Consider the following 15,130-nt stretch of genomic DNA (forward strand, 5'->3'; position numbering starts at 1 on the left):
CGGCGTTTTCGTTTCTGGCGCCTTTGAACCACCTCGACGCTCAGTACAACGTATGGTGGTTGTCCCGTATGACATCGGCGGTCACCTTGCCGCGCATGACGCGATAGACCCATGCCGTATAACCGAGCACGATCGGCAGGAAGATGATGACGGCCACGAGCATAATCTCGAGCGTCATCTTGCTCGAGGTCGCGTCCCAGACCGTGAGGCTCGAACGCGGGTCGAGCGACGAGGGCATGATGAACGGGAACATCGAGAAGCCCGCCGTGAGAATCACGCCGATGATCTGCAGCCCCGTGCTCAGGAACGCGAGCCGCTCGAAGCGTGAACGCGCGAGCGCGAATGCGAGCACGCCGCCGAGCACGGCGAGGGCAGGGGCGAGCGCCATCCACGGATAAAGCCCGTAGTTCGCAAGCCAGAGCCCGGGCCCGGAATCGACGCTCTTGAGGAGCGGGTTGGCCACCGTGTCGAGAGGCGCGGGCGACGTGATCGTATAGCCGCCGATGAGCGTCGCCACGAGCGCGCCCGCCACGAGGAACAACACGATCGTGAGCCCCGCGAAGAGGCGCAGTGCCTTCGAGGCGCGCATCGCGACAACGCCATCGCTCTTCAGCTTCAAAAACGCCGCGCCGTGCGCGGTCAACATGCATAGACTCACCAGCCCGCAGATCAGCGCGAACGGATTGAGGAGTGCGAAGAAGCTGCCGTGATACGTCACGCGCAGATCCGTGTCATAGGCGAACGGCACGCCCTGTAGCAAATTGCCGAACGCCACGCCAAACACGAGCGCGGGCACGAAGCCGCCGATGAAAAGACCGCAATCCCAGCCCTGGCGCCATCTCACGTCCACGCGCTTGCCGCGATAATCAAAGCCAACGGGCCGGAAAAACAGCGCGAAGAGCACGAGCAGCATCGCGAAGTAGAAGCCCGAGAACGACGCCGCGTAGGCCAGCGGCCAGGCGGCGAACATCGCGCCGCCCGCGGTGATGAACCAGACCTGGTTGCCTTCCCACGTCGCGCCCACCGTATTGATGACGATGCGGCGCTCCTCATCGGTCTTGCCGACGAAGGGCAGCAGCACGGCCGCGCCCATGTCGAAGCCGTCGGTCAGCGCAAAGCCGATCAGCAGCACGCCGATCAGCACCCACCAGATCAACTTGAGCGTTGCGTAGTCCATGGCGTGTTCCCTCGCATCTTTCGTTAGCTCGCGTCGATCACGTGACCTTGCCGTCGGTCGCGAGCGTCGCCGTCTGCTCGTGGAAGTAACGGCCGGTATGCAGCGACGACGGCCCGAGGCGCGCGTACTTGAACATCAGCGTGATCTCGATGATGAAGAGCACCGTGTAGAAGATCACGAAGCCCGCAATGCTCAGCATCACGTCGCCGGGCGCGAGGCTCGAAGCCGACAGGCGCGTGGGCAGCACCTCCGCGATGGTCCACGGCTGGCGGCCCGTTTCCGCAACGACCCAGCCGAACTCGGCGGCGAGCCACGGCAGCGGGATCGCCACCAGCGCCCAGCGGAGGAACCAGCGGCGGTTCTCCTTGAGCAGCGAGCGCTGCGCGCAGAACCAGAAGGCGAGCACGAAGGTCACGAGAAAGAGGATGCCGAGACCCACCATCACGCGGAACGACCAGAACACGGGCGCAACGGCCGGGATCGCGGTTCTCGACGCCGCCCTGATCTGCTCGGACGTCGCATCGACCACGTTCGGCGTGAACCGCTTCAGGAGCAAGCCGTAGCCGAGGTCGGCCTTGTGCGCCTCGAACACGTCGCGCGTTTCGGTGTCGGCGGTGCCTTCTTTCATCTTCTGCAGCGCGGCGTACGCGAGCATGCCGTTGCGGATGCGCACTTCGGCGCGGCCCATCAGGTCTTTCAGGCCGATCACCGGTGTGTCGATCGAGCGCGTGGCGATGATGCCCATGAGCCAGGGAATGCGGATCGCGTAGTCGGTGCGCTCTTCCTGCTGGTTGGGCAGGCCGAACAGCGTGAACGGCGCCGGGGCGGGCGCGGTCTCCCATTCGGCTTCGATGGCGGCGAGCTTCACCTGCTGCACGACGCCGTCGGTGTAACCCGATTCGTCGCCGAGGATCAGCACGCACAGCGTGGACGCGAGGCCAAAGCCCGCGGCGATCGCAAACGAGCGCAGCGCGAATTCCACGTCGCGCCGGCGCAGCAGGTACCACGACGAAATGCCGAGCACGAACATCGACGCCGTCACGTAGCCGGCCGAAACCGTGTGCACGAACTTTACCTGCGCGACGGGGTTGAAGATCACCTGGAACAGGCTGGTGAGTTCCATGCGCATGGTTTCGTAGTTGAACGCCGCGCCCACGGGGTTCTGCATCCAGCCATTGGCGATGAGAATCCACAGCGCCGAAAGATTCGAGCCGAGCGCGACGAGAAACGTGGTGAAGAGATGCGCGCCTTTCGACAGGCGATCCCAGCCGAAAAAGAACACCCCGACGAAGGTCGATTCGAGGAAGAACGCCGCGAGCCCTTCCACGGCGAGCGGCACGCCGAAAATGTCGCCAACGTAGTGCGAGTAGTAGGACCAGTTGGTGCCGAACTGGAACTCCATCGTGAGGCCGGTGGTGACGCCCATCGCGAAGTTGATGGCGAAGAGCTTGCCCCAGAACTGCGTCATGTCCTTGTAGATCGCCTTGCCGCTCATCACGTAGACGGACTCCATGATGACGAGCAGCCACGAGAGGCCGAGCGTGAGCGGCACGAAGAGAAAGTGGTAGAGCGCGGTGATGGCGAACTGAAGACGCGAGAGTTCCACCGATTCAATCGTGGGCATGACGGTCTCCTCGTGGGGGCGGCGTGGTTTGAGGTTGGGACACGGATGGCGTGGGCGCCGGAGGCATGGGCACGGCGAGGATGGCCTGCGCGACAACGGCAGGCGGCATGTTCATGTCTTCTGCCTGCGGGTGATTGAAGAATGCGTATTTGAGCGCCATCAGCAGGACGAGCTTGATGACGAGAACGAGGGCAATATCGCGCGCGAAGGTGGGGCCGCGCATCCACTGGAGGATGCGCGAGCGCAGCAACGTCGGTGTGCGCTGGCGTTGACCGGATGCCGGGATCATGACGACGGGTGCCCTCGATCGCGTTACGAGGCCAGACCGCGGCGCGGCCTCTGGCTCACCACCTCGAAATCATCTTAGGGTGGAATCAGCGAGGCCGGTGCGAAGGTGCGCAGCTTTCGGGGCGCACAAAAGAAAAACCCCGTTCGCGGGAACGGGGTTTTGGGTTTGGCTCTTAGGCCTGCTGCTGTTTACGCGTAGTCGGCGAGCGCGGTGCGCATCTTTTTCATGGCGCTCGCTTCGATCTGGCGAATGCGCTCGGCCGACACGCCGAATTCGTCGGCCAGTTCGTGCAGCGTCGATCCGCCCGAACCGTCGTCGTCGACATTGAGCCAGCGCGCCTCGATGATGCGGCGGCTGCGCGCGTCGAGCGCTTCCAGCGCGCTCGCGATACCGTCGGACTGCAGGCGGTCGCGCGAACGTGCGGCGAGCACGGCGCTCGGCTCGTTATGCGAGTCGGCGAGCCAGGCGATCGGGGCGTACGATTCTTCGCCGTCTTCGGTCTGACCTTCGAGCGCGATGTCGGCGCCGGACAGGCGCGTTTCCATCTCCACGACCTCTTCGCGCTTCACGTTCAGTTCCTGCGCGAGGCCGTCGATTTCTTCCGGCGTGAACGACTGCAGGCCCTGCTTGTGGCTGCGCAGATTGAAGAACAGCTTGCGCTGCGCCTTGGTCGTGGCGACCTTCACCATGCGCCAGTTGCGCAGGATGTACTCGTGGATCTCAGCCTTGATCCAGTGCATCGCGTACGACACGAGGCGTACATTTTGCTCGGGGTCGAAGCGCTTCACGGCCTTCATCAGGCCGATATTGCCTTCCTGGATCAGGTCGGCGTGCGGCAGGCCGTAGCCGAGGTAATTACGCGCAATCGACACGACGAGGCGCAGGTGCGACAGCACCAGGCGGCGCGCGCCTTCAAGATTGTTTTGCTCGCGAAACTCGGTCGCGAACTGGCGCTCTTCCTGGGGCGTCAGCATCGGGATCCGGTTCACGGCTTGAATATAGGCGTCGATGTTGCCCAGCTGGCCGGGCAACAGGGAAGCATTCGCGAGCGCCAATGAGCCCCCGGCCTTGGCCGATGACGGGCTCAGCGTATTCGGAAGGGTCATGGTCATTGCGTTGCTCACGTAGCGAACTCCTCAGGAATCTTGCAAAAGTCGGACAGCGACTCCACGCTGGATGTTAGCACTCTGAATTACCGAGTGCTAATACTTGGAGTCTGTAGGGGCTTCAAGGTTCCTTGATTCCTATCGAAATGGTTGTATCGATAGATTACACTAAACACCGGCAGTCAAGCGGGGCGGGGCCTCGCGCCTGGCGCAGGCCAGCGCAGAGGGCGGGCCGAAGGAACACTCTAGAACGGGACAGCAGTCCGGCGCGGGGGCGCGGAGAATAAAGGGTGGAATCAGAGGGGCTCACGACAGCGCCGCGCAGTGCCCGGACCTTGCCACAGAATCTGACAAATAGACATCGGACGACGCTGAAAGTGCGGCGCTGCGACATCAGGGCGCGGCTGCGGCGATGCCGTTGCCGCCATGCGCCGTTTTCACCGGACGCGTGGCTTATGCGCCATACATGGGGGCGTTGTCTTTGATCGCAAGTATCCTTGCGCCAAATCCTGGTATAAATTTCAGCCAGGCATAGGCAGAAAATCTTCGGCGTGGATCTGCGCTCAGGCGCGGGCCGGCGCGCAAGGGGCTCGAGCGATGGCGGCAAAACTAATCGATGCGATTCGCGGACTTGAGCGCGAGCGCTTTCGCGCGATGGTTGACGGCGACGGCACGTCGCTGGAGCAGTTGCTGTCCGACCACGCGACCTTCGTCCACACCAACGGCAAGCGCGAGACCAAGCAACAGTTCATCGATGCGATCACGGCGGGCCGCCGCCGCTACCGCCAGATCGAGATCCAGTCGCAGGACGTGCTTCAAGCCGGCAACGAGGCCTGTGTGGTCTCCGGCCGCGTGCTGATCGAGATGGAAGCGAACAACGGCGCATTGCTCTTTCCGATTGCCTACACGGCGATCCAGACGCAGGAGGGTGGTCACTGGCGTCTGCTCGCCTGGCAGGCGACGCGTTGCGCGATCGAGTGATGACCGGTAAGTCCACTCGCTGGAACGCCGCTTAGACGTTTCAGGCGCACGCCAGCGGCCCGTTTTGCCGCCGGCGCTCAACATGCCGCCGATTTCCCTGCTTGACTTCAAACTGCTTGCGTTGCCGCGCGCGGTGGGCCGCCTTGTGGGTCAGGCCGCCACGCGCCGATCGACATGCGTCCAGACCGCACGATTCACGGCGCTGACGACAGCCGCCACGCACGCATGGACCGCGTCATCGCCTACGCCCACGCCGTGGCGCAGCGGCTGGCCGCCGACACGCGCGCCGACGAACACGGCCGTGCCACCCTGCGCCGTGCGCTCGCTCTCGAACGAGGTGATTTCGATGCGCTCGCCCGCCATTGCCGCGATCGCGGCGGCCACGGCTTGCGCATGCGCTTCATCGACGCTCGCGGCAGTTGGCATGGCTACGTCGCGGCCTTCCCAGCGCACACGGCCTGAATCCACATTGGCGGCCGGTCCGCGTGCTTCGAAATACTCGCGCGCGAAAAGCGCGCAGACTGCATCGCCCGTGATTTCCTCGCCCGACGTATCGGCGACGGTCTGCACGGCGTGGCTGAACTCGATCTGCACGCGGCGCGGCGGCGTGAAGCCCATGCCGCGTTCGAGCAGATACGTCGCGCCGCCCTTGCCCGACTGGCTATTCACGCGGATCACCGCGTCGTAGCTGCGGCCGAGATCGGCGGGATCGATCGGGAGATAGGGCACTTCCCAGACGGCGTCCGGCCGTTGCTGCGCGAAGCCCTTGCGGATCGCGTCCTGGTGCGAGCCCGAGAACGCCGTGAACACGAGGTCGCCCGCATACGGATGGCGCGGATGCACGGGCAACTGGTTGCAGCGCTCGACCACGCGGCGCACGGCGTCGATGTCGGAAAAATCGAGGCCCGGGTCGATGCCCTGCGTGTAGAGATTCATCGCGAGCGTGACGAGATCGACGTTGCCGGTGCGCTCGCCGTTGCCGAACAGGCAGCCTTCGATGCGGTCAGCGCCGGCGAGCAACGCCATTTCGGCGGCGGCCACAGCGGTGCCGCGGTCGTTATGCGGATGCACCGAGAGGACGATGCTGTCGCGATACGCGAGGTTGCGGTCCATCCACTCGATCTGGTCGGCGTAGACGTTGGGCATTGCCGCTTCGACAGTCGCCGGAAGATTCACGATCATCTTGTGATCGCGCGTGGGGCGCCACGTCTGGGCCACCGCATCGCAGACTTCGCGCGCGAAGGTCAGTTCGGTCATGCTGAACGTTTCGGGCGAATACTGGTAAATCCAGTGCGTTTGCGGATTCTTGTCGGCATGTTCGCGGATGATGCGCGTGCCTTCAACCGCAAGCGCCTTCACTTCATCCTTCGACTGGCCGAACACGATCTTGCGGAACGACGGGCAGATCGCGTTGTAGAGGTGGACGATCGCGCGCGGCACACCCTCGAGCGCTTCGAACGTGCGGGCGATCAGTTCTTCGCGCGACTGCACGAGCACTTCGATCGTCACGTCCTCGGGAATGCGCTTTTCCTCGATCAGCTTGCGCGCGAAATCGAAGTCGGTCTGCGACGCCGACGGAAAGCCGACTTCGATTTCCTTGAATCCGATCGCGACGAGCATCTCGAAAAACTCGGTCTTCTGCTCGATGCTCATCGGCTCGATCAGCGACTGGTTGCCGTCGCGCAGGTCGGTGCTCATCCAGATCGGCGCGCGTTCGACGGTGCGCGTCGGCCATTTGCGGCCGTTCAAGCGGATGGCGGGAAAGGGGCGGTACTTCTCGGCGGGATTACGCAACATGACGAGCCTCGTTCTTCGTGGTGTCGTATGCGATGGCGGTCGGCAGCGAGCGGCTGGCGGGCTGGCGACGGAGCACGATGCGCGAAACTTCACGCGTACGGGCGGCAACCGCGCACGCGAAGAAGACGGCCACGGTGACGGCGGTAGCCGGCGCGGCGATAGCGAACGTAAACGATGCCCATGCAACGTGCATTTTGACCTCGCGACTCGTCCGAACGGTAAGCGGACGAATGCAGACGACAGGTTGTAGAGATACAGCGGATTTGGGGTACTGCGAGAACTGCTTTGGGAGGACCGCTGTGACCCGAGGAGTGGGTCGTTGCGGCGCTACACCAGCTTTAGGCTAGGCGTAGCGATAGGGCCGATAGTCGGCCGAGGGTAATTCGGAGGGTGTTCGGGTAGGAACGCATTCGTCCAATGTAAAACAGGGCGGCCGCACGTGTCAACAGGGAATTTGCAGGTTGACCGCGCGACGATGCGTGAAGATGGGCGACGAAGCGCGCCGATGCAATTCCGTGCGTTTCGCGGATCGCCCGCTCCGCGGGGATTTCGGCGGATTGCGCGACACGCGCTTTCGCTCGATCTTTAGCGCTTCGCGATGCGCTTGATCGTCTCGATCTGGCGCGCGATGGCTTCGGGCACAGGCGCTTCGCCGCGCAGCACGGCTTCGATCCATGCCGCCGTAGTGGGCGCGTCGCGTCCTTCCGGAAGATCGATGTCGGGCGCGCCCGGAGACGAACGCTCCGGCTCGATCAGCGTTTCGCAGATGCCGTCATGCAGCCAGTCAACCTGCACCTGGCGGCGCGTGTCGGCAACGGCTTCGCCTTCGGTGCCGCGCGCGAGCAGCGCACCGCCCACGGCGGCTTCCGGGTGCGCCGCAAAGAGCGCGCTCAGACTTTCGCGGTACGGCGGGTGCGTGTAGTTCACGAGGCGCAGGCCGGGTTCGGCGAACGGTTGCAGCAGCTTCACGAGCGTATGCGTGGAATTGCGCACGCCCATGCGCCGCCGCAGCGAGAGCAGTCGCGCGAGCTTGGGCGCGAGCGTTTCGATCGATGCAAACGCCACGCGGCTCGACGCCAGTTGCGCTTCGATGTCGGCGTGTTCGTGCGCTTCGGGATGGTTCAGCGCCGCGAAGATTTCCGCGCTCGTCACACGGCCCGGATCGGTGGTGACGCCGTGCACGAGCGTGGGCACGCCTTCGCGCGCGAGCAGCAGGGCAAGTAGCGGTACGAGATTCGGCTGCTTGCGCGCGCCGTTGTAGCTTGGGATCGACACAGGCCGATATTCGCCTGCCGGCACCGCGAGCGGCGCGAACGAGGCGTGTGCGGCGCGCAGCATGGCGGACAGCTCATCCGCAGTTTCGCCCTTGAGACGGTAGGCGAGCAGCACCGCGCCCAGTTCCAGATCGGGCACGCGGCCGTCGAGCATCGCGGCGTAGAGCGCGTGCGTGTCGTCGGACGAGAGCGAGCGAGCGCCGTGCGGTCCGCGGCCGATTTCCTTGATGAAGCGGGCGCACGGGAAGATGTCGGTGGAGTCGGCGGTGGTCATGGGCGAGCGTGGTTCGTTCGGCGGCGTGCGGCGCGCCGTCTTCGTATTGAAATGGGGGATGCGGCAAGTATCGCACGGGCACGTCGTGCCTCGCCGGCGGCCCTTCTCGTCGGCAGCCGCGCAGGCTGCCTGAAGGCTTCGCCGCGCGCGCTCACCGTCGCGCGTTACACTCGCGATTGTTCTGGCGCGCAAGCCGCGCCGCCACGGCTTGCAAGCCCTGATGATCTACAGGCCCGCGTGCCTTGCGCACGCTCCATCAAAAAGACGGAGAACTCCATGACGTACGTATTCGAACCGGCGGCGCCCGCCTCGGTGCCGGTGGCCGGCAGCGATTCGCGTTTCCCCGTGCGGCGCATCTATTGCGTTGGCCGCAACTACGAAGCGCATGCGCGCGAGATGGGCCACGATCCGAACCGTGAACCGCCGTTCTTCTTCTCCAAACCCGCCGACGCCGTGCTCTATGTCGCGCCCGGTTCGACCGCCGAGTTTCCGTATCCCGCGCAATCGAAGAACGTGCACTTCGAGATGGAACTTGTCGCGGCGATCGGCAAGGGCGGCAAGGATATTCCGGTCGCAAGCGCGCTCGACCATGTCTACGGCTATGCACTCGGTCTCGACATGACGCGCCGCGACTTGCAAGGCGAGGCGAAGAAGCTCGGTCGTCCGTGGGATACGGCCAAGGGCTTCGATCATTCGGCGCCCATCGGCCCGATTCATCCGGTTTCGAAGATCGGCCAGCTCGCGAAGGGAGAAATCTGGCTCGCGGTCAATGGCGAGGAAAAGCAGCGCTCGGACATCTCGCAGATGATCTGGCCAGTTGCCGACACGATCGCGTTCCTTTCGACGCTGTTCGAGCTTAAGGCCGGCGACCTCATTTATACGGGCACGCCTGAAGGCGTCGGCGCCGTCGTGAAGGGCGACCTGATGACGGGCGGCGTGGCTGGGATCGGCGAATTCGCCGTGCGGGTCGTCTGAGCGACGCGGTCCGTATCGGGAATCAAGAGGAGCAAGAGAGGAGCATGAAGCTTTACAGCTATTTCCGCAGTTCGGCATCGTATCGAGTGCGTATTGCGCTGAATCTGAAGAACCTGTCGTACGAGTACGTGCCGGTTCATCTCGTGCGCGATGGCGGCGAGCAGCTCAAGTCGGCCTATCGCCAGGTCAATCCCGACGCGATCGTGCCGGCGTTCGTCGACGACGAAGGGCATACGCTCCAGCAGTCGCTCGCGATCATCGAGTATCTGGAGGAGATGCATCCCGAGCCGCCGCTGCTGCCGAAGTCGCCCGCCGATCGCGCGCACGTTCGCTCGCTCGCGCTGCAGGTGGCGTGCGAGATTCATCCGGTGGACAACCTGCGCGTGCTGAAGTACCTCAAGCACACTGTAGGCGCGGACGACGCGACGAAAGACGCGTGGTACCGCCACTGGATCGAGGCGGGTTTCGCGACGCTGGAACAGCGGCTTGCAGGCGATTCGCGCACCGGCAAGCTCTCGTTCGGCGACACGCCCACCATTGCCGATCTTTGCATCGTGCCGCAGGTCTACAACGCGAACCGGTTCAAGATCGACACGACGCGTTACCCGACCATTCAGCGTATCAACGACTACGCGCTTACGCTCGACGCGTTCGCGCGCGCCGCGCCTGGCGTGCAGCCGGATTCGGAGTGAGCGTCTGACCGGCTTGTGTCGGGCGCACCAATGAAAAAGGGCGTCGTTCGCGAGAACGACGCCCTTCGTCTATCTAAATCCGGCTAAACGCGCGCTTTTAGCTGCCAAGCAGCGCGTCGGCGAATTCCTCGGCCACGAACGGCTGCAAGTCCTCGACCTTCTCGCCCACGCCGATGAAATACACGGGAATCGGGCGTTGCCGAGCGATCGCGGCAAGAATGCCGCCCTTGGCGGTGCCGTCGAGCTTCGTCACGATGAGGCCGGTGAGGCCGAGCGCGTCGTCGAATGCCTTGACCTGCGCGAGCGCGTTCTGCCCCGTGTTCGCATCGATCACGAGCACTACCTCGTGCGGGGCACCGTCGAACGCCTTGCCGATCACGCGCTTGACCTTCTTCAGCTCGTCCATCAGATGCAATTGCGTGGGCAGGCGGCCCGCGGTGTCGGCCATCACCACGTCGATGCGGCGCGCGCGTGCGGCGCTCACGGCGTCGTAGATCACCGCGGCCGGGTCGCCGCTTTCCTGCTGCACGACCGTCACGTTGTTGCGCTGGCCCCAGATGGCGAGCTGTTCGCGCGCGGCGGCGCGGAACGTGTCGCCCGCAGCGAGCAGCACGCTCTGGTCGAAGCTCTGCAGATGCTTCGCCAGCTTGCCGATGCTGGTGGTCTTGCCCGCGCCGTTCACGCCCGCGATCATCATCACGAGCGGCTGGGCGCGACCGAGCATGAGCGACTTTTCGAGTGGCTTGAGCAGGCCGACGAGCAGTTCGCGCAGGGCGTTCTTCACCTGCTGCGCGTCGGTCAGGCGCTCGGCGCGCACTTTCTGGCGCAGCGTTTCGAGCAGGTATTCGGTGGCGTCGACGCCCGCATCCGACATCAGGAGCGCGGTTTCGAGCTCCTCATACAGATCGTCGTCGATCTTCGCGTTGACGAAGATGCTCTGGATGTTTGAGCCTGTTTTCGAGAGCCCGGACCGCAGACGCGTGAGCCACGATTGCTTTGCGGCGGGTTCGAGCGCGGGCGGCGGGACGATCTCGACGGTTTCCGGTTCGTCGTCGCTGGCGATGGTGACCTGCGGCGGCGCAGCGGGCTTGCTCGGAGCGGTTACGGCTGGCGGTACGGACGGCGCAGGCGAGGTTTCGCTCGCCGTGCTGGCGGGTGCTTCAACGGCCTCGTCTGGCGCCTCGAGCGTGGCTTCGTCCTGAGCATTCTCGGACGGCGCGTGCTCGGCGTCCTTCGAGCCGCGGAATCGTTTGAAGAAACTGAACATGGTCTGGGGTGGGTCAGGCGCGCTGCGGGTCGGACCGAGGGGCGGTCAGCGACGGCATTCGAAGAGGTAACGCGCGGAAAACATGGCATTTTATCAGGCACACTCCCTGGAGTCGCTGCGGCGTCGCTGTGAGGTCCTTGCGGCGTGCGCGCGGCACGTGCGCGCCCCTGTGGTAACGTGCGCGCATTGGAGGGTGCGATGCGAAAGCGTGGCGCCCGAACCTCCAAATCGAGTTCCGCCGGCAGGCTGACTGCCGGTGGTCAAATGCACGCAGCCGTACGACCCAACGCATGACCCGTTCCTCATCCTCACGCGGCCAAGGCGGCCGCGCCCATCAATCCGATCCGCGAGCACGTGGCGGCGGCGCACACACGGTTCGCATCATCGGCGGCGACTGGAAGCGCACGCCGCTGCCGGTGCTCGATCTCGATGGACTCCGCCCGACCCCCGACCGCGTGCGCGAAACGCTCTTCAACTGGCTCGGCCAGCGCCTCGACGGCCTGCGCTGCCTCGACCTGTTTGCGGGCAGCGGCGGTCTTGGCTTCGAGGCTGCCTCGCGCGGCGCCGCGCGCGTCGTGATGGTGGAGCGCAGCGCGCGCGCCGCTGCGCAGTTGCGCGCGAACCAGGCGCGCCTTGGCGCGCGCATGATCGAAATCGCGGAAGCCGACGCCCTGCGCCTCGCGGCAAATCTCGCGCCAGGCTCGTTCGATGTGGTGTTCCTCGATCCGCCGTTCGGCGACACCGCGCTGCTCGAACGCTCGCTAGAACTGGCCGCGCCCCTTGTCGCCCCGGGCGGATGGCTTTATGTGGAATGTGGCGAGCCGGTCGATCCGGCTGCGCGGCCCGCGCTGGCGGGTTGGAGCGTGGTGCGCGAGGGCCGGGCGGGTGCGGTTCACTATCATTTGCTGCAGCGCGAAAATGAGGAATAATGCGCGTTCGATAAGAAGCGGCGGGCGGCCTGGCCGTCACGCACGCATGTGTGCAAGCGTCGCCACGGCACTGCATTGCACCCCATTTCTGTTGAGAGGAGAAGCCTCATGGTAGTCGCCGTGTACCCCGGTACCTTCGACCCGCTCACGCGCGGCCACGAAGATCTCGTGCGGCGCGCGTCGAGCATTTTCGACACGCTGGTAGTCGGCGTTGCGGACAGCCGCAACAAGAAGCCGTTCTTCTCGCTCGAAGAGCGGCTCGAGATTGCCCACGAGGTGCTCGGCCATTATCCGAATGTCCAGGTCATGAGCTTCAAGGGGCTCCTGAAGGACTTCGTGCGCACCAACAATGCACGCGTGATCGTGCGCGGCCTGCGCGCGGTGTCGGACTTCGAGTATGAATTTCAGATGGCGGGCATGAACCGCTACCTGCTGCCCGACGTCGAGACGATGTTCATGACGCCTTCGGACCAGTATCAGTTCATTTCGGGCACGATCGTGCGTGAAATTGCCCAGTTGGGCGGAGATGTCAGCAAGTTCGTATTTCCTTCGGTGGAAAAGCGCTTGCAGGACAAGGTGGCCTCGATGGGCGGCCCGGCTACGAAGGCGTGAACGCGCGGCGAAAGCAGCGTAAACTAGAGGGCTGAGCAACGTGTGAGCCGGCCCTCTCGCCGGCGGGAAGTGAGATAAGCATGGCCCTGATGATTACCGACGAGTGCATCAATTGCGACGTGTGCGAGCCCGAGTGCCCGAACGACGCGATCTCGATGGGCCCGGAAATCTATGTGATCGACCCGGGCAAGTGCACGGAGTGTGTCGGCCATTTCGATGAGCCGCAATGCATTCAGGTGTGCCCGGTGGAGTGCATCCCCAAGAATCCGGAGCATGTCGAGTCGCCCGAGCAATTGATGCAGAAGTACCACGCGCTAGTGGCGGCGAAGAACGCCGCCTGAACCGCAGAATCCTTCGGGAATAAAAAAACGCGCCAACTGGCGCGTTTTTTATTTCATCCTGCCGTCTTCTTACGCGACGATGGCCTTCAATGCATCGACGAGCGTATCGCACTCGGCATCGGTGCCGATTGAGATACGCAGATGCTGGTTCACGCGCGATGCGTTGAAATGGCGCACGAAGATCTCTCTTTCGCGCAGCTTGGCCGCAATTGCCGCGGCGTCGTGCGCAGGATGCTTCGCGAACACAAAATTCGCCGCCGAAGGCACCACTTCGAAGCCGAGCGCCGAGAGCGCGGCCGTCAAACGCTCGCGGCTCGCGATCACGCGCGCGCTCGTCGTCTTGAGCCATTCGGCGTCTTCGTAAGCGGCCGTCGCAGCGGCCTGCGCGAGGCGGTCGAGCGGGTACGAGTTGAAGCTGTCCTTCACGCGGTTGAGCGCGTCGATGAGATCGGGGTGGCCGAACGCGAAGCCCACGCGCATGCCCGCGAGCGAGCGCGACTTCGATGTCGTGTGCACGACCAGCAAGTTGGGATAGCGGTCGATCAGCGCGATGGCCGATTCGGCGCCGAAATCCACATAGGCTTCGTCGATCACTACCACCGATTCCGCGTTCGCCGCGACAAGCCGCTCGATTTCCGCGAGCGGCAGCGCGTGGCCCGTGGGCGCATTCGGATTCGGGAAGATCACGCCGCCGTTGGGCTGCAGGTAATCGTCGACGTTAATCGTGAACTGGCCGGTCAGCGGCACAGTGTGGTACTCGACCTCGTAGAGCCGCGCGTAGGTCGGGTAGAAGCTGTAGGTGATGTCCGGAAAGAGGATCGGCTTGTCGTGCTTGAGCAGTGCCTGGAACGCGTGGGCGAGCACCTCGTCCGAGCCGTTGCCGACGAACACCTGGTCCGCGCGGATGCCGTGATGCGCTGCCACCGCGGCGCGCAGACGCTTCGCGACGGGGTCGGGATAGCGGCGCAGCGACTCGCCCGTCTCGCCGAGCTCGTGGCGGATCGCCTCGAGCACGCGCGGGGAGGGCGCATAGGGGTTCTCGTTGGTGTTGAGCTTGACCGGCTTCGCGAGCGCGGGCTGTTCGCCCGGCACGTAGGGCACGAGCCGGTTGACGATGTCACTCCAGTAACGACTCAAGACGCTCTCCTTGTTTCAACCATTGCGATGCAACTGCATCACCGCGCGTTCGGCCTCGCCCTTCACGAACGTCGGCATCACGGCGAGCGCGCGCTCGATCGAGGCGTCGATCACATCCTGCTCTTCGCGGCGCGGCGGCTTGAGCACGAAGTTCGCGACATCGGGCCTGGCGCCCGCGCGTGCGCCTTCGGGAATCAGATCGCGCGGATGGCCGATGCCGATGCGCAAACGCCAATACTGCTGGGTCGAGAGATGCGCGGAAATATCCTTCAAGCCGTTGTGGCCGCCGCTGCCGCCGCCGAGCTTGAGCTTGACGGTGCCGGGGGGCAGATCGAGCTCGTCGTGCGCGACAAGGATCTCGTCGGGCAGGATCTTGAAGAAGGCCGCGAGCGCGACGACCGATTGCCCCGAGCGGTTCATATAGGTCTGCGGCTCGAGCAGATGCACTTCCTCGCCGTAGAGGCGCGCCTTCGCATAGTGGCCGTGGAAGCGCCGCTCGTCGCGCAGCGTGGTGCCGGCTTCGCGCGCCAGCTGGTCCACGAGCCAGAAGCCCGCGTTGTGGCGCGTCGCCGTGTATTCGGCGCCCGGATTGCCGAGCCCGACGATCAACCTGATCATTGTGGTGTTCCGCCTGCGAAAATCAGTAAGTCGACCC

16 protein-coding genes are annotated in these 15,130 nt (G+C 64.4%); 6 read left to right on the forward strand and 10 right to left on the reverse strand.

Translation table 11 applies throughout. From position 1 onward, the window contains the following. Positions 1-40 precede the first annotated feature (40 nt). From cydB to rpoH, 4 genes are all read right to left on the reverse strand, one after another. Complete coding sequence (cydB, locus tag FAZ97_RS01395; RefSeq protein ID WP_158756844.1) at positions 41-1,177, reverse strand: cytochrome d ubiquinol oxidase subunit II; 1,137 nt, start codon at positions 1,175-1,177, stop codon at positions 41-43. Between the two features lie 37 nt (positions 1,178-1,214). After that, positions 1,215-2,801 (reverse strand): cytochrome ubiquinol oxidase subunit I, encoded by a 1,587-nt coding sequence (locus FAZ97_RS01400; RefSeq protein WP_158756845.1) that lies wholly within the window; start codon positions 2,799-2,801, stop codon positions 1,215-1,217. Further along, positions 2,788-3,090 carry a cytochrome oxidase putative small subunit CydP gene (cydP, locus tag FAZ97_RS01405; RefSeq protein ID WP_233271606.1) on the reverse strand — a complete coding sequence of 101 codons (303 nt, stop codon included), beginning with the start codon at positions 3,088-3,090 and terminating at the stop codon, positions 2,788-2,790. The genes FAZ97_RS01400 and cydP overlap by 14 nt, the downstream gene beginning before the upstream one ends. Positions 3,091-3,278: 188 nt before the next feature. Beyond that, positions 3,279-4,214, reverse strand: coding sequence for an RNA polymerase sigma factor RpoH (gene rpoH, locus FAZ97_RS01410; RefSeq protein ID WP_158756846.1), 936 nt, complete (start codon positions 4,212-4,214; stop codon positions 3,279-3,281). A 579-nt stretch (positions 4,215-4,793) separates the two neighbouring features. Between rpoH and FAZ97_RS01415 the strand changes: the two genes are divergently transcribed. Further along, complete coding sequence (locus FAZ97_RS01415) at positions 4,794-5,177, forward strand: nuclear transport factor 2 family protein (RefSeq protein ID WP_158756847.1); 384 nt, start codon at positions 4,794-4,796, stop codon at positions 5,175-5,177. Positions 5,178-5,327: 150 nt separating this feature from the next. Here FAZ97_RS01415 and leuA read toward each other — a convergent pair whose 3' ends face one another. The 3 genes from leuA to ybiB all read right to left on the reverse strand — a co-directional run bounded on the left by leuA (position 5,328) and on the right by ybiB (position 8,522). Further along, on the reverse strand, positions 5,328-6,974 hold the full coding sequence (gene leuA / locus FAZ97_RS01420; RefSeq protein WP_158756848.1) for a 2-isopropylmalate synthase: 1,647 nt from the start codon (positions 6,972-6,974) through the stop codon (positions 5,328-5,330). Next, complete coding sequence (locus FAZ97_RS01425; RefSeq protein ID WP_158756849.1) at positions 6,964-7,167, reverse strand: hypothetical protein; 204 nt, start codon at positions 7,165-7,167, stop codon at positions 6,964-6,966. Before FAZ97_RS01425 ends, leuA begins: the two co-directional genes overlap by 11 nt. 392 nt (positions 7,168-7,559) lie before the next feature. Further along, positions 7,560-8,522: a DNA-binding protein YbiB gene (gene ybiB, locus FAZ97_RS01430; protein ID WP_158756850.1), complete on the reverse strand. Its 963-nt coding sequence runs from the start codon at positions 8,520-8,522 to the stop codon at positions 7,560-7,562. A gap of 276 nt (positions 8,523-8,798) precedes the next feature. On the opposite strand from ybiB, the gene FAZ97_RS01435 reads away from it, so the two are divergent. Then, positions 8,799-9,497 (forward strand): fumarylacetoacetate hydrolase family protein, encoded by a 699-nt coding sequence (locus FAZ97_RS01435; protein WP_158756851.1) that lies wholly within the window; start codon positions 8,799-8,801, stop codon positions 9,495-9,497. A 44-nt stretch (positions 9,498-9,541) separates the two neighbouring features. Next, a complete protein-coding gene (gene maiA, locus FAZ97_RS01440) occupies positions 9,542-10,189 on the forward strand; it encodes a maleylacetoacetate isomerase (RefSeq protein WP_158756852.1) in 648 nt (215 codons plus the stop codon). A gap of 97 nt (positions 10,190-10,286) precedes the next feature. Here maiA and ftsY read toward each other — a convergent pair whose 3' ends face one another. After that, positions 10,287-11,456, reverse strand: a complete 1,170-nt coding sequence (gene ftsY / locus FAZ97_RS01445) for a signal recognition particle-docking protein FtsY (RefSeq protein ID WP_158756853.1) — start codon at positions 11,454-11,456, stop codon at positions 10,287-10,289. A gap of 290 nt (positions 11,457-11,746) precedes the next feature. On the opposite strand from ftsY, the gene rsmD reads away from it, so the two are divergent. The 3 genes from rsmD (at position 11,747) to FAZ97_RS01460 (ending at position 13,338) form a co-directional block, all read left to right on the forward strand. Then, positions 11,747-12,385, forward strand: a complete 639-nt coding sequence (gene rsmD / locus FAZ97_RS01450) for a 16S rRNA (guanine(966)-N(2))-methyltransferase RsmD (protein WP_158756854.1) — start codon at positions 11,747-11,749, stop codon at positions 12,383-12,385. A 108-nt stretch (positions 12,386-12,493) separates the two neighbouring features. Then, a complete protein-coding gene (gene coaD, locus FAZ97_RS01455; protein WP_158756855.1) occupies positions 12,494-12,997 on the forward strand; it encodes a pantetheine-phosphate adenylyltransferase in 504 nt (167 codons plus the stop codon). An 80-nt stretch (positions 12,998-13,077) separates the two neighbouring features. Further along, positions 13,078-13,338 carry a YfhL family 4Fe-4S dicluster ferredoxin gene (locus FAZ97_RS01460; RefSeq protein ID WP_158756856.1) on the forward strand — a complete coding sequence of 87 codons (261 nt, stop codon included), beginning with the start codon at positions 13,078-13,080 and terminating at the stop codon, positions 13,336-13,338. 69 nt (positions 13,339-13,407) lie between these two features. Here FAZ97_RS01460 and hisC read toward each other — a convergent pair whose 3' ends face one another. Beyond that, the gene (gene hisC, locus FAZ97_RS01465; protein WP_158756857.1) at positions 13,408-14,475 is read right to left on the reverse strand and encodes a histidinol-phosphate transaminase; all 1,068 of its coding nucleotides are present in this window, start codon (positions 14,473-14,475) and stop codon (positions 13,408-13,410) included. A 15-nt stretch (positions 14,476-14,490) separates the two neighbouring features. Continuing rightward, a complete protein-coding gene (gene pth / locus FAZ97_RS01470; RefSeq protein ID WP_158756858.1) occupies positions 14,491-15,093 on the reverse strand; it encodes an aminoacyl-tRNA hydrolase in 603 nt (200 codons plus the stop codon). Positions 15,094-15,130 lie beyond the last annotated feature (37 nt).

It is taken from the genome of Paraburkholderia acidiphila, assembly GCF_009789655.1.
Classification (GTDB): domain Bacteria; phylum Pseudomonadota; class Gammaproteobacteria; order Burkholderiales; family Burkholderiaceae; genus Paraburkholderia; species Paraburkholderia acidiphila.